The organism is Chryseotalea sp. WA131a, assembly GCA_025370075.1.
Classification (GTDB): domain Bacteria; phylum Bacteroidota; class Bacteroidia; order Cytophagales; family Cyclobacteriaceae; genus ELB16-189.
In genome coordinates, this window is record CP073016.1 from 1,788,398 (window position 1) to 1,801,761 (window position 13,364).

The 13,364-nt window shown below is 42.4% G+C and carries 15 protein-coding genes and 1 pseudogene; 1 reads left to right on the top strand and 15 read right to left on the bottom strand.

The window, feature by feature from the left end; translation table 11 throughout:
* Positions 1-4: 4 nt before the first annotated feature.
* The 14 genes and pseudogenes from KA713_08030 to KA713_08095 form a co-directional block, all read right to left on the bottom strand.
* Complete coding sequence (locus tag KA713_08030; GenBank protein ID UXE68510.1) at positions 5-223, bottom strand: DUF2132 domain-containing protein; 219 nt, start codon at positions 221-223, stop codon at positions 5-7.
* A gap of 129 nt (positions 224-352) precedes the next feature.
* The gene (locus KA713_08035) at positions 353-1,045 is read right to left on the bottom strand and encodes an HAD family hydrolase (protein ID UXE68511.1); all 693 of its coding nucleotides are present in this window, start codon (positions 1,043-1,045) and stop codon (positions 353-355) included.
* A 66-nt stretch (positions 1,046-1,111) separates the two neighbouring features.
* Complete coding sequence (locus KA713_08040) at positions 1,112-2,095, bottom strand: nitronate monooxygenase (GenBank protein ID UXE69075.1); 984 nt, start codon at positions 2,093-2,095, stop codon at positions 1,112-1,114.
* A 10-nt stretch (positions 2,096-2,105) separates the two neighbouring features.
* Complete coding sequence (locus KA713_08045) at positions 2,106-2,456, bottom strand: hypothetical protein (GenBank protein ID UXE68512.1); 351 nt, start codon at positions 2,454-2,456, stop codon at positions 2,106-2,108.
* Positions 2,429-2,689, bottom strand: coding sequence for a hypothetical protein (locus KA713_08050; protein UXE68513.1), 261 nt, complete (start codon positions 2,687-2,689; stop codon positions 2,429-2,431). Before KA713_08050 ends, KA713_08045 begins: the two co-directional genes overlap by 28 nt.
* A 60-nt stretch (positions 2,690-2,749) precedes the next feature.
* Positions 2,750-3,514 (bottom strand): S1/P1 nuclease, encoded by a 765-nt coding sequence (locus KA713_08055; GenBank protein UXE68514.1) that lies wholly within the window; start codon positions 3,512-3,514, stop codon positions 2,750-2,752.
* 173 nt (positions 3,515-3,687) lie between these two features.
* A complete protein-coding gene (locus tag KA713_08060) occupies positions 3,688-4,536 on the bottom strand; it encodes a universal stress protein (protein ID UXE68515.1) in 849 nt (282 codons plus the stop codon).
* A gap of 71 nt (positions 4,537-4,607) precedes the next feature.
* Positions 4,608-5,285: a sulfite exporter TauE/SafE family protein gene (locus tag KA713_08065; protein ID UXE68516.1), complete on the bottom strand. Its 678-nt coding sequence runs from the start codon at positions 5,283-5,285 to the stop codon at positions 4,608-4,610.
* Positions 5,285-5,704 (bottom strand): FixH family protein, encoded by a 420-nt coding sequence (locus KA713_08070; GenBank protein UXE68517.1) that lies wholly within the window; start codon positions 5,702-5,704, stop codon positions 5,285-5,287. Before KA713_08070 ends, KA713_08065 begins: the two co-directional genes overlap by 1 nt.
* Positions 5,701-7,137 carry a cytochrome c oxidase accessory protein CcoG gene (gene ccoG, locus KA713_08075; protein UXE68518.1) on the bottom strand — a complete coding sequence of 479 codons (1,437 nt, stop codon included), beginning with the start codon at positions 7,135-7,137 and terminating at the stop codon, positions 5,701-5,703. The genes KA713_08070 and ccoG overlap by 4 nt, the downstream gene beginning before the upstream one ends.
* A 28-nt stretch (positions 7,138-7,165) precedes the next feature.
* Positions 7,166-8,089, bottom strand: coding sequence for a c-type cytochrome (locus KA713_08080; protein UXE68519.1), 924 nt, complete (start codon positions 8,087-8,089; stop codon positions 7,166-7,168).
* Positions 8,086-8,280 carry a cbb3-type cytochrome c oxidase subunit 3 gene (locus KA713_08085; protein ID UXE68520.1) on the bottom strand — a complete coding sequence of 65 codons (195 nt, stop codon included), beginning with the start codon at positions 8,278-8,280 and terminating at the stop codon, positions 8,086-8,088. The genes KA713_08080 and KA713_08085 overlap by 4 nt, the downstream gene beginning before the upstream one ends.
* 31 nt (positions 8,281-8,311) lie before the next feature.
* Positions 8,312-10,447 carry a cytochrome-c oxidase, cbb3-type subunit I gene (gene ccoN / locus KA713_08090; protein UXE68521.1) on the bottom strand — a complete coding sequence of 712 codons (2,136 nt, stop codon included), beginning with the start codon at positions 10,445-10,447 and terminating at the stop codon, positions 8,312-8,314.
* Positions 10,448-11,122: 675 nt separating this feature from the next.
* A pseudogene (locus KA713_08095) lies at positions 11,123-12,343 on the bottom strand (ATP-binding protein).
* Between the two features lie 38 nt (positions 12,344-12,381).
* Between KA713_08095 and KA713_08100 the strand changes: the two are divergent.
* Positions 12,382-12,543 (top strand): hypothetical protein, encoded by a 162-nt coding sequence (locus tag KA713_08100; protein UXE68522.1) that lies wholly within the window; start codon positions 12,382-12,384, stop codon positions 12,541-12,543.
* 154 nt (positions 12,544-12,697) lie between these two features.
* On the opposite strand, the gene KA713_08105 is transcribed toward KA713_08100, so the two are convergent.
* The gene (locus KA713_08105; GenBank protein ID UXE68523.1) at positions 12,698-13,282 is read right to left on the bottom strand and encodes a hypothetical protein; all 585 of its coding nucleotides are present in this window, start codon (positions 13,280-13,282) and stop codon (positions 12,698-12,700) included.
* Positions 13,283-13,364: the final 82 nt, after the last annotated feature.

Consider the following 13,364-nt stretch of genomic DNA (forward strand, 5'->3'; position numbering starts at 1 on the left):
AGTTCTATCGCAACGAGTTAAGATACAATTCTTCAACTTTTTTTCTGGCCCACTCTGTTTTCCGTAAGAATGCCAAACTCGATTTGATACTGGGGTCATAGCGAAAGCAATTGATGCGGATTAGTTCGCCCAAATCTTCCCAGCCATACATTTCCACCAAATGACGTAAAATCATCTCAAGGGTTTTTCCGTGTAGCGGGTTGTTAGGTTGCTCTTCTTTCATTATTCAAACAATTTGCCGCGAAGGCACAAAGACACAAAGGAAAGTAAATCTTCATAATTTTAAAGACCGTGGTAAAAAATATATAAAATTTAGAAAAAGTAAAGACAAATCTTAGTGACTTCGTGGCAACTATAAATATTCCAAAATCTCTGTCAACTTCTTAAACTCCTTAAAATTACGATGCTCAATTGTCTTTTCAATCTTTTCGTGCCCCCATGTGATGTGATAGGGAACATGAAAGCCATGACCACCAATGGAAATGACGGGCAGCACATCTGACTTCAGCGAATTGCCAACCATTAAAAACTCCGAAGGCTGAATATCCAGATGCTTAATCAATTTTACATAATCTGCTTCTGCCTTCTCTGACATAATTTCGGTGTGATGAAAATAATGCTCCAGTCCGGATTTTTTCAGTTTACGTTCTTGGTCGAGCAGGTCGCCCTTGGTGGCTACCACCAATCTGTATTTTCCTTTTAATGAAAGCAATACTTCATCAACGCCTTCCAACTTTTCAATTGGCTTGTCAAGCATTTCTTTTCCCAATTCAATAATTCTTTCAATCACCGTTACGCGAATGGTACTATCCGAAATGCGAATAGCCGTTTCAATCATGGAGAGCATAAAGGCCTTGATGCCATAGCCATACAAGGAAATGTTATCAATCTCCGTCTTCAACAACTCGCGCTCTACCGTGTGCTGCGGAAGGTATTCTTCAAGCAAAGCGCAAAATTTATGTTCTACTTCTTGAAAATAAGATTCATTGTGCCAGAGTGTGTCATCTGCATCAAAGGCAACAACTTTTATATTTTTTAAACTCATAAGCTAGATACTGGATGCTTGATACTGGTTAACGATAACCAATTAACCAACACCAACCACCACTTACTACCTACCAACAACACCCATCGCCTCTTCAAACTCCTTCGTCAGCGTCTGCACTATCTCCGCCATGGGGCGAATGCTAAGTACATGTTCAATGGCAGGGCCAGCACACCAGACGGTTTTGTACGTGGCGCCAAAGGCCGCTTTCTCCACCGCCTTCATACCCTTAAAGGCAATAATCATTTTTGCATACTTCTTCAATGTCTTGTTGTTGTTCAATATCCACTCCAGCCAATTGGCCTTTGTGCCCAGTTGTTGAACATAGGGAGTATTGATAACGGTGAGTGCTGAACCCGAAAGCTTGGTTGTGCGAACAATATCTTTCTCTCCATAGTCGACCATCGCTTGTTTGTATTCTTGCGAAATCGGTGCCTCATCGCACGCAATAAAAATCGTACCTACCGAAACACCTGCCGCGCCCCAATCCAATGCTTGCTTCACATCTTTGCCATGCGCCACACCACCTGCAGAAATAATAGGCAAGCCACAATTTTCTTTCAATTGCTTGATTAAATCTTGCGGAGAAATATTTCCAGCATGACCACCTGCGCGGGAGTTTACTGCAATGACCGCATCTGCACCAAGCGACTCGACTTTTTTAGCATAGGCCAAATCCACCACATCACAAAAAACCTTAATGCCGAGTGGCTTGCATTTTTCAATCACCTCTTGCGGACTGCCCAACGAAGTGATGATATAGGCAGGCTTCATTTCCAAGAGAACGGACAGCTGTCCTTTGTATTTCGGGTTCGATTTGTTAACAATTAAATTAACACCATAAGGTTTGTCTGAAAACTTCCTAATATCCTCCATCGCAGCCCGAAGCTCTGCATCGGTACGATAATTAAGCGCAGGAAACGCAGCCGACACACCATTGGCCAGTGCAGCCCTTATCATTTTGGTGTTGCTGATCAAAAACATGGGCGCTACAATGATGGGGTAGCGAATGCCTAAAATTTTGTCGATTGTCATTTTGATTTTTTTTATCTTTTCTTACCTATCGTACATTTCGAGCGCCCAAAGCTTTTACATCCATAGAAGTGGGAAAAAAATCAGTTATGTAAACAACACTATCTTTCTTGTCCATGAAATAAATAATTTTTATTACTGCTTTTGACGTACTCTTGAAAAGTATGAATCTGTATTCTCGTTTTAGGCCTTGAAGAGTTGGCTCAATACTTCCTCTGTCAGGAAGTTTAATTAAAGTCAAGGCTAACGAGTAAAGAGCATCTGCTTTACGTTCTGCACTTACCAAAGAACCATATTGGTAGAAATACTCAAGAACCTCAAGAAAATAGATTTTAGCTTTGGAAGTAAGCTCTACTTGATACGTCTTTTGGTCTTCCACGTGTCAATTTCCTTTTTAAAATCTTCGATTTTTGTCGTCCGTCCATATTTGATATCTTCTTCGGAAGCAAGGGTTCTGTCAATCAAATCTTGTGAACTATATTTCGAGAACAGTTTCTTTGAAACTGCGTCATTTTTATCCGCTTGAACCATCCCATAGACAATCTTTACAAAACGATCGTCCGCCTCAATTAAATATTGATAAATTTCATCCTTTAAAGCACTTACGCTCATATCTTTAATTCAATAAATTTAAAGTTAAAGAAATTGTTTGAAAACTCATTGTAAAAAAGATTACTTAAAAACCTCATTTAACACCCCTGCCAATCGTATGCCCGCTTGCAACAATCGATTCTCCACGGTATCTAAATTTTTGAAAGAATACTTATAACCTAAATTGCCATCACCAATGGCATACACTTGCTTTCGATAGCTCATTGACTCGCGCGCCCAATCGCGTACGGTTGCTTTTTGCCATTGGGCCACTGTCGCCTTATCAGGCTGACCCAATGCATCCGCCAACTCCGTGTAACTCAATTTAGTTTCATCAATTATGCTGCTGTCCCACACACTGTGCAGATTGGTTTCGTTTCTTGCCCATTTTACTTTTACGCTGTTGCCACCCCGGTCGTCACAACAGCCTACGTGTAATGGCTGGTGGATATCGCCAACCAAATGCACCAACATCTTTAAATATTCAGCTTGTCTCTTCTCATCTAGTTTATCAGACTTTAGTTCCGCCACCAATCGCTCGATAGTCATGATCACATCGCCATTCGGATTTTTGGGCGACTCTTCATAGGTCTTGCCTGTTTCAACCGTTACCCAATGCCAATCGGCCGTGTAGTTGTAGGTAGAGTCCGAGCGAATTTCATCCATCCACGTACTCACCATTGCAAGCGATTGCTGACCCAACAATTTTTTGATTTTCTTTTTAGCTTTAGCGGTTAGGTAGCGCTCGGCAATCAAACCGGAAGCCCGGTGGCCGGTAACGCCCCAAGCGAGAGAAGATACGTTTATAAAGCATAGAGCTAAAAACAAAAGGGCAATTTTTTTCATAAGAGATTGAAACATTAGATACTCAAAGATGTGAATTTTAAAGGGGAAGCAAATGATTTGGCTAGAAAAAATGGATTGACAGAAAACCGTATTGGTAACGCTGATTTAACACATAATCAAAAAAAAATCGCCCTCTTCTCAAAAGGCGATTGTAAATTTCAAGCGTCAACGTTCTATTTCTTCACCACATACGTAAGCACAGGCCGGCTGGCCATTTTTACCACACTTTCTGCAATGCTGCCAGCAAGTACGTGCGCAAAGCCTGTTCGGCCATGGGTGGCCATGGCAATCATATCAGCATCAATGGAGTCAGCGAAATATTGAATGCCTTCTTCCTCTGTAAGGTCGTTGTACACATTAATGGTATAATTCTTCAACTGCAACGATTTGGCGAATTTGAACATATAGTCTTTCACTATTTTATCGCGCTGAAAATCTCCGGGTGTATTTACACGCACTAAATGGATAGTAGAGTCATAGTATCGTTGAGTTTTCTTTACAATACGCGAAAATATCTCCTCGTCTTTTGACATGGCAGTGGCGTACACGATATTTTTAAAATCAGTAGAAGCAGGTTTTTTGTGCACCGTTAAAATTGGGCAACTTGAGTTACGAACTACTCGCTCCGTATTAGTGCCAATCAACATCGTCTCTAAATTGGTTACCCCGCGTGTGCCCATCACCACTAAGTCTACCTTCTGTTCAGCAATAATGGAGTTCATACCGTGGAAAGGATTTCCCAAACGCAGCTCGCCAATCATCTTCACTGCATCATACTTGGCGTCTTGAACTACCTTAGTTAACTGGTTTTCGGCTCTTTCCAACAACTTATAAATGAATAGTTTTTCTTCCCAGTCTGCTTTCTGCCATTCTCCTGTGATGCGGGTAGAATCTTTTCCTGCTTCTTCCACAACATTGAGCAGGAAAATGCTCGCGCCAGATTTTTTTGCAATGTCAAAAGCTACATCTAACGCTGTAAGCGAGGTTTTAGAAAAATCGGTAGGAACAAGTATTTTCTTCATATGGTGTTTATTTATTTCTAATTTCGATTTTGTGATAAGTAAAAGTACAGATTCAATTGGATTTAAAAAAGCTATTTGCAATCGATCGCCTCTACTTTTTGAGTAGTGAGGCTACTTTGGTGATGGTGGGTAAGAAAAGCGTGCCCCATCAACAACATGCCAGAAAAGACGAATGCCAAAGCAGTAACATTGCTTACCTTAAGGTTTATCTTCTTCACCATCAATTGAATGGTGTAACTAAAGCCAAACATTACTGGCCAGGTGCCCAGCCCAAACATGACCATAAAGAAAAAACCATCGTAAAAATTTGGCAAAATAAAGCAATAAGTAAGTGCCAAGTAGGTAAGCCCGCAGGGCAAGAAGCCATTGGCTAATCCCAAAACAAAAATAGCCCCCGCTCCTCCTTGTTTCAAAAATTTGTTAAAAACAGATTTTAGCCTATTCGAAAAGAATTGAAACGGTCTTTGTAAAAATGGTACTGAAAGATGCCACTGCCCTATGCCTGCGAACAATAACAGCGCACCCAACCCAACCGATAGATAAAATTGATAATCTGAAAGCCCCGCCACACTACCCACAGTGGCGGCCACCATACCCATACTTCCATAGGCAAGAATACGGGCACTATTGTAAATTACTTTTGTAATGGCGAAAGGATTCTGCCCAGACACAGCAGCCAATAGTGGACTGCACATACCTGCACAATGCAGGCTGCCCACTACCCCCAACACGAGTGCTGTCCAAACCATTACAATACAATTGTTTTTTCAACCAAGTATTCCTTGTCGCTCATCTTCCACGAAATGCTGATCCGGTATAAACCTTTCTTCGTGTGTGCCAAGTTAAACGAATGATGGGTGCCCAATTGTTTATCAAATACAAAAGCTTGATCCAAATCGCTATCCGATGGGCGGGTGAGTTTGATCAAACCGCTTTCAACACTCGGCATTTGTTCATACATAATGTTCAATTGATGATCCGCCAACGATACCGCAGGCAATACCTCTAGTTGATCGGCATTTTGTCTGCGGGTTTGTTTTTTTTCGTACTGCAAATCGTCTTCATAATACGTGGCAGACACCAGCGATATGTTTTGATTCACACAAATGGTGACCAACGTTCCGATAAATAGTGCGAAGGCCACAAAAGAAAAAACGATATATTTCATAAGTTAGTTGTTTTGGTAGATATAGGGCCTATAAATTTTGCTTTCGCTGATTGAATTTTTTTTCCGTTTTGATAGATTCCTATTACGACCGTTGTTTTTAGACCGCTGAGGGATTGCTCCGGCAGTTTCACCATAATCATACCTTTCAACAAACTTTCTTTTGGCACTTCTATGTTAGGGTCTCCAATTTTGGTAAGCACTGCATTGGCGGGTAATTCTACTTTCAGGGTAAGGGGTACATCTTCTAATGTTTTGTTAACAAATTCGATGGAATATAAATTGGTAATCAACCCATCATCCGTTTTGGTGTACAGTGTACCCGGCACTTTCAAAATTGTAGTCTCAATATCAGCTCGCGTGAAAATGAAGTACCCCAACACAATAATCAATGCCGTAAGCACCACCGAATAACCAATGACGCGTGGTGTTATCAATTTTTGTTTGCCTTGCTGAATAGCATTGAAGGAAGAATAGCGAATCAGTCCTTTTGGTTTTTCTATTTTAACCATTACCTCATCGCATGCATCAATGCAAGCGGTACAATTCACACATTCTAGTTGGGTGCCATTGCGAATGTCAATGCCCGTTGGACAAACATGAACACATAATTTGCAATCGATGCAATCTCCTTGCTTTTCGGTGATTTTTCGCTGGTCTTTTTTCAGCTTGCCGCGCGGCTCACCGCGCAGCCAATCGTAAGCAACCACAATAGAATTTTTGACTAGCAGCACACTTTGCAATCGACCATAGGGGCACACCACCGTGCATGCTTGCTCACGAAACCAGGCAAACACTCCATAAAATATAAATGTAAAAACAACCAATCCAATAAAACCAGCTAAGTGATCCGCAGGTGGTTGTAACACAATTTTCTTCACCTCCTCAATTCCGATTAGGTACGACATGGCCACGTGAGCGATCAGCACCGAAATCAGCAGAAAAATAAATTGTTTGACTGCCTTTTTGAAAATCTTACCGAGAGTCCACGGTAAGTTGTTGAGTCTTCTTTGCTGGTTGGCATCCCCTTCAATCCAATACTCTATTTTCCTAAATACCATTTCCATAAACAACGTTTGGGGGCAAGCCCAGCCGCACCAAATACGGCCAAACACCACCGTAAACAAAATCACAAATACAAAAAAGGTAATGAGCGTGATGGCCAATAGGAAAAAATCTTGTGGCCAAAATATTTGTCCAAACAAAATGAACTTGCGTTCGAAAATATTGAAAAGCATTAATGGCTTTCCATGCCATGTGATGAAAGGCCCCGCAAAAAAAATGGCCAACAACAAAAAACTTACGATTACGCGCTGTGTATGAAACGAACCTCGAGGTTTTTTTGCGTACACCCATACGCGCTTACCATGTGCATCTACGGTTGCGAGGCTATCGCGAAACTCTTCGTCATATAAATAAAAATTGCTATCGGCCATAATCTTCCCTCCTATTTATCATCACAAATCACAAACTTGCCTGTGTCTTTACCGTATCTGCTTTTACTTCGGGTTTTGTTTCAGGTTTTACTAGATCACCTTCAGGCTTTTTAGGATTGGCTGGGTTTGTGCCGCGCAACGTGAGCACATAGCTAGAAACATTTTTCATTTTTTCAGGACTAATCACACCTTCCCATGCAATCATATTGGTGCCTTGCACACCGTGGCGAACGGTTTTGAAAATATCCTTAATAGTGCCACCGTGCTTCCAATAGTCATCGGTCAAATTAGGACCAATATCCCCACCACCATCTTTGCGATGGCAGGAAGCACACGTGTTTAAAAAAATCTGTTTGCCCTCGGCCAATGCCAGCGCATCGGTGGTGGCCTCTAAATTGGTTTCATCGATGGCAGCCACTGGGTTGGCCGCCTGTAATTTTTTCAATTGCTCTTGGGCAATGGCCACTTCAGTATCGTATTCTGCTTGCTGCGAAGGCAGTGTATTAAAAACGTGATAAAACAATAAGTATACAATTGCGAATGCAATAGTGCCCAAAAAAAGACCTGTCCACCATGGCGGTAAATGATTGTCCAATTCTTTGATGCCATCGTAATTGTGATCAAGCGTAATCGAAGCTTCTTTCTCTACCGGCACAAAGTCGTTTGACTGTTGCCATAGTTTTTCCCAGAAGGTAGGTTCTGGGACATACGGAATGCCGAGCCGCTCCGCTCGCTCTTGAGCCGCTTGCTGGTTCATGTAATTCAACACGCGTAGCATGTATACGGCTACCAATAGCACGAGTATCGCCAACATGAAAATGAAACCCACCACTACATAAAAGGTGAGCAGGGGGTCGTCCCAAATGCTGGTGCTAGCTTCCGCTACGGACTGAGCAAACAAACGGGTGATTGAACCCAACAACATCAAAGGTATAATGAAAAAGTATTTCATGGTTGAGGATTTAATGAGTTAGAAGAAAGTGATTCATCTTGCAGGGGTTTACGTTTCATTTCGTCAATGAATTTTTTATCGGCCGAAAAAGTCCACCACAGTAAGCCGATGAAAAAGGAAAAGAAAATCACAAACGAAATGATGGGCCATATTTCGATGTTGTCGATGGACCGAAGAACTTCTTTGTACATAACTTTTTTGGTTAATTTTTTTTTACCGATACTATTGGTTTTCCGCCATTTTCTCGCCCTTTATATCGATGCCCAAACGTTGCAGGTAGGCAATCAAAGCCACAATTTCTGCTTCGGGTTGTGTTTCATAGCCCTCGGTTTTCAAGCTTGCCGCAATTTTCAGAGCTTGTTTATCCAACTCTTCGTTGGCAACTTCTTCGTATCCATCCGCATAGGGCACTCCAACGGTGCGCAGGGCTTTTATTTTTCCAGCCGTTAGGGACTTGTCAATCAATTGCTCATACAGCCATGGGTATGCTGGCATGATGGATCCAGTGCTTACTTCTTGTGGAGTGAGCATGTGGCGATAGTGCCAACTATCGGCATACTTTCCACCAATTCGGTGTAAATCGGGCCCTGTGCGCTTAGATCCCCACAGGAAAGGATGGTCATACACATACTCACCCGATTTTGAATACTCGCCATTCTTCGGGTCGTAGCGCAGCACCTCGCTGCGGAACGGGCGAATGAGTTGTGAGTGACAGTTCACGCAGCCTTCGCGGATATAAATATCACGCCCATGAATTTCGAGGGGCGTATAGGGTTTCACTGAAGTGATGGTGGGCACATTTGATTTGATTAAAAACGTTGGCACTAATTCAATAATGCCGCCAATTAAAATCGCAATCAACGCAAGGGTAGTAAAGAGTACCGGTTTGTTTTCCAATGCATGGTGCCAGTAGCCATCGTTGTGAGCTACCTTTATCCGAGGTGCAACCATCACTTCTTCGTTGGGTACAAATTTGCCAGCAGCCGCGGTTTTCAAAAGGTTATATACCATAATGAAGACGCCCACTAAGTAAAGCCCACCGCCCACTGCCCGCATCATGTACATCGGCAAAATTTTAGTGGTGGTTTCCAAAAAGTTTTGGTAAGTAAGAAAACCATCTGGATTAAACTCTTTCCACATTAGGCTTTGTACCACACCGGAGACATACATGGGCAATGCGTAAATGACGATGCCCAAAGTGCCTAGCCAAAAGTGGGTGTTTGCCAATTGTACAGAATACAACTTGGTGTTCCACATTTTAGGAACCATCCAATACACAATCCCAAAAATCAGGAAGCCATTCCAACCCAAACCACCCACGTGAACGTGTGCGATAACCCAATCGGTAAAGTGTGCAATGGCGTTTACGTTTTTCAAACTCAAGAGCGGGCCTTCCAGGGTTGCCATACCATAGGCAGTGACGGCCACTACCATAAATTTCAAAACAGGGTCTTCGCGTACACGGTCCCATGCACCACGCAGTGTTAATAATCCATTGAGCATACCGCCCCAGCTTGGCGCGATGAGCATGATGGAGAAAACGACACCCAGTGATTGAGCCCAGTCGGGCAAGGTGCTATATAATAAGTGGTGAGGGCCTGCCCAGATGTAAATGAAAATCAATGACCAAAAGTGAATAATGGACAATCGATACGAATACACTGGGCGGTTGGCGGCTTTAGGCAAGAAGTAATACATGATGCCCAAGTAAGGAGTGGTTAAGAAAAATGCCACCGCATTGTGACCGTACCACCATTGCACCAAGGCATCTTGCACGCCTGCATACCACGAGTAGCTCTTAAAAAAAGTAACGGGCATTTCAAACGAGTTGACAATGTGCAACACTGCTACGGTGACAAACGTGGCGATGTAAAACCAAACCGCCACATACATGTGTTCTTCTCTGCGTTTGATAATGGTTCCAATCATGTTCACGCCAAACATGACCCACACCAACGCAATGGCGATATCAATTGGCCATTCCAACTCAGCATATTCCTTTCCTGAGGAAATGCCCAAGGGCAGTGTGATGGCGGCCGCTAAAATGATCAACTGCCATCCCCAAAAATGCGCCCAACTTAACGTATCGCTAAAAAGGCGGGCCTTTAGCAATCGTTGCAGGCTGTAATACACCCCGGCAAACATGGCATTGCCCACAAAAGCAAAAATCACTGCATTGGTATGCAACGGCCGGATGCGCCCAAACGTGGTGTACTGAAAATCAAAATTGAACGTAGGATAAAATAATTGAATCGCTATCAGCAACCCAACCGTCATCCCCACAATGCCGAAGATAACAGTGGCGATGATAAACGCTTTAACAATCTTGTTGTCGTAGTGTATTTTTTCTAGTTCCATAGCACAGGTTTAGCTTTATTTTATGCCCTAAAAGTAGTCGGCCAAAAAAAAGTTGGGCATGATAGCTATTAGGCCATTACATGATTTTTGTCAGGAATTTTGAATAGGTGAGACAGTAAGCACCACCCTTGGCAATGGCGTAGCCTGCCTTCATCACGAAAGATTGCTATGGAGATGATAAGTATAGAGAGCTTATATAAAGTCTAATAATTATTTTAGGATTCCATACGGGCTCATGTCTTAATCTGTTTTTTTTCCTTGATGATTGAAAAATTTTTAGGGTTGAGTACAAATCTTTCACTCAGGGATATTCGGTCTCTTGTCTGGAGCATAACGGAAACCCACGTACAGGACAAACTCACCAAAGAAATATTTACGTTCCGTTCGCCCACAAAAGATATGATGGAAAGCCCTCTTAGAAAATAGGTGAAAAAATGGAATCTGCTACCGCACTAATTGTCAGAACTCAGGAGTGATTTTTATGTGTTCTAAAATCACCCTTATGGTTAATCTTCCTATAGAATATTCGGATAAGCAAGTGACCCCTTTTGGTGGTATGAGCTTAATGAAACGTTTTTTGGATCAAACCAATATCAGCAGTTTTTTTCAATTGAAGCAAACCGCATTCTTACTCCAAAATTTGCGTAACCCTCCTAAAATGACCGGCCATCCACCTCACCGACTTCCAATAATCGCTTTGGCAATCGACTCCAGATGCTCGTTAAATGAATTCAGCTGCGCTAGCATTTGACCGGAGGAATCTCTTTCGCTCAGCCCCCCGAATTTATTGTTCTTCACAAAGATTTCCTTGATTTGGTTCCACCGTTCCGTTTGCTGTTGAGTAAGGAAACCTGCAATCTCTTTGAGGCGCAGCAAATTTGCCTCTGCATCGGATGTCAACGTTTGTGATTCACCTTCATAATGCGAAAGAATTAAAGTGTTCACTTCTTCCGGAATCATCAGCGGCACCACTTTGCCAGCCATCTTGCTCATGTTTCTGTAGGACCCTTGTAATTTGAACGGAGGCTCGGTACGATAGGCATCTTTCATAGCCGCACTCGCAATGTATTGCTGGTTCACCAGCATGACCACATCCCGAATCCGTATGATGCTACGCAGTACCGCCATAGCATCATCTACTTCCTGCTGGTTATAATTTCCTTCCAACTCCGGCAGCAGTTCTGCCTTGGTCTCGATGTAATTGATGAGTTTATACAAATCTTCAAAACTGCGATTACTGATTTGCTGGAGATAGCGATTTTAAGCAACACAATTTTCAATCAGACTGAGTTTGAATAACTGATCTGAACTACCAATCACATCTCCTAGGTTGTAAACATCCGCACGATTGGCCAACATATCCGGAATCTTAAATTGCTCGCCACTTTCGGTATGGGGATTTCCGGCCATTACTACGCAGAATCGCTTTCCACGCAAATCATAGGTTTTGCTTTCTCCTTCGAAAATACCGTCCATTTTCCGCTGACCATCGGCCAGTGAAATAAACTTCTGCAAAAACTCCGCGCTGCAATGCTGAATATCGTCCACATACAACATCACATTGTCGGCCATTTCAAAAGAAAGATTTATCTTCTTAAGCTCAGCCCTTGCTCCTGACGTGGTGGCTTCGTGTGGGTCAATCGATGTGATGATATGGCCGATGGTTGGCCCATTGATTTTCACAAAGTGAAGCCCCATCGTCTTCGCCAGGTATTCCATTAATGTTGTTTTGCCATAGCCCGGAGGGGAAACCAGCAGCAACATTCCCATTCGGGCCGTACGTTTATCGTCACCGGCTGCACCAATTTGTTTCGAAAGATTGGCACCAATCAATGGAAAGTAAACTTCATTGATCAGGCGATTTCGAACAAATGAACTGAGTACCTTAGGCTCCAGTACGACTCATAAGACTCATTGCAAGCCGATCTTGATCAATGGATCAAGTGGTACAACGAGCAGAGAACGCATACTTGAAAATACTGCTACGGAAGTACCTCGTGGGAAACATTCACTACTTCGAAAGAATTAGCGTTTGCCAAAATGGTGTATCAAAACTATTGGCCAGCATGAACATCCCTTTTGATTTCTCCTCTTAGGCCACTTGCAGCCGCAAGCGAAAAAAAAGTCAAGGGAGGATTGGGATCAGCGGTTAATCGCGCGCGGCCAATCTCGCAGCCCTTGACTTTTTTGGAGATATAACTACCCTTGCCTGTAGGGAAGAAATGCTAAACTTTTAGCTTACAGTTTGGATTACTTTTTTAATACTGTAGTTGCACCTGCATTGTCAGTCACTTCAAAAGTAGGGTTACCAATTACTTGCTCTAAGTTGTAAATCATACCGTAGCTTCCATTGATGTTTCTGCTTTCGCTGTGCACTAAGTTATTAGCACCATCAAAAATGCGGATGTTGATTCTCTGTTTTCCTTCGTTGTTAACAGAGAACAAATACTTTGAGTTATTTGTCATTTTAGCAACGTGAACTCCCTTTACTGCACCTGTTGCAGCAACTACTTCTGCTTTTTTTGCAGCGGCATAATCTATCGTCTGTGATTTTTTACCGTTTTTTCCAGTAATCTCAACTTTATATTCACCATAAGGCAAGCCAGTAAAGTTAACGGGTAACATAAAACCATTTTGTCCTTTAATGGTTTCCGCAAAAACGACTTCACCTGATTGGTTATAAATTTTCAAGCGCACATTCTCGGTAGCTTCAGAACGGTAGATTACTTTTACCACGTTCTCTTTGCTGTTAACCACAGCCAAGCTAGGGTCAGCAGCAAAAGAAGCGCTTGCAACTACTAAACTTAATACAGTTACTAAAGTTGTTGTTTTCATTTTATTTTTTGTTTAATTCATGATGCAAATATACGGGCATCAACTACGCAAGGACGAAACTTGTAAGCAAACTTGATTTTTA

Coding starts and splice junctions, on each gene's coding strand:
- KA713_08030 (UXE68510.1), bottom strand. CDS start 223: ATGAAAGAAGAGCAACCTAACAACCCGCTACACGGAAAAACCCTTGAG.
- KA713_08035 (UXE68511.1), bottom strand. CDS start 1,045: ATGAGTTTAAAAAATATAAAAGTTGTTGCCTTTGATGCAGATGACACA.
- KA713_08050 (UXE68513.1), bottom strand. CDS start 2,689: ATGAGCGTAAGTGCTTTAAAGGATGAAATTTATCAATATTTAATTGAG.
- KA713_08055 (UXE68514.1), bottom strand. CDS start 3,514: ATGAAAAAAATTGCCCTTTTGTTTTTAGCTCTATGCTTTATAAACGTA.
- KA713_08060 (UXE68515.1), bottom strand. CDS start 4,536: ATGAAGAAAATACTTGTTCCTACCGATTTTTCTAAAACCTCGCTTACA.
- KA713_08065 (UXE68516.1), bottom strand. CDS start 5,285: ATGGTTTGGACAGCACTCGTGTTGGGGGTAGTGGGCAGCCTGCATTGT.
- KA713_08070 (UXE68517.1), bottom strand. CDS start 5,704: ATGAAATATATCGTTTTTTCTTTTGTGGCCTTCGCACTATTTATCGGA.
- ccoG (UXE68518.1), bottom strand. CDS start 7,137: ATGGCCGATAGCAATTTTTATTTATATGACGAAGAGTTTCGCGATAGC.
- KA713_08080 (UXE68519.1), bottom strand. CDS start 8,089: ATGAAATACTTTTTCATTATACCTTTGATGTTGTTGGGTTCAATCACC.
- KA713_08085 (UXE68520.1), bottom strand. CDS start 8,280: ATGTACAAAGAAGTTCTTCGGTCCATCGACAACATCGAAATATGGCCC.
- ccoN (UXE68521.1), bottom strand. CDS start 10,447: ATGGAACTAGAAAAAATACACTACGACAACAAGATTGTTAAAGCGTTT.
- KA713_08100 (UXE68522.1), top strand. CDS start 12,382: ATGGATCAAGTGGTACAACGAGCAGAGAACGCATACTTGAAAATACTG.
- KA713_08105 (UXE68523.1), bottom strand. CDS start 13,282: ATGAAAACAACAACTTTAGTAACTGTATTAAGTTTAGTAGTTGCAAGC.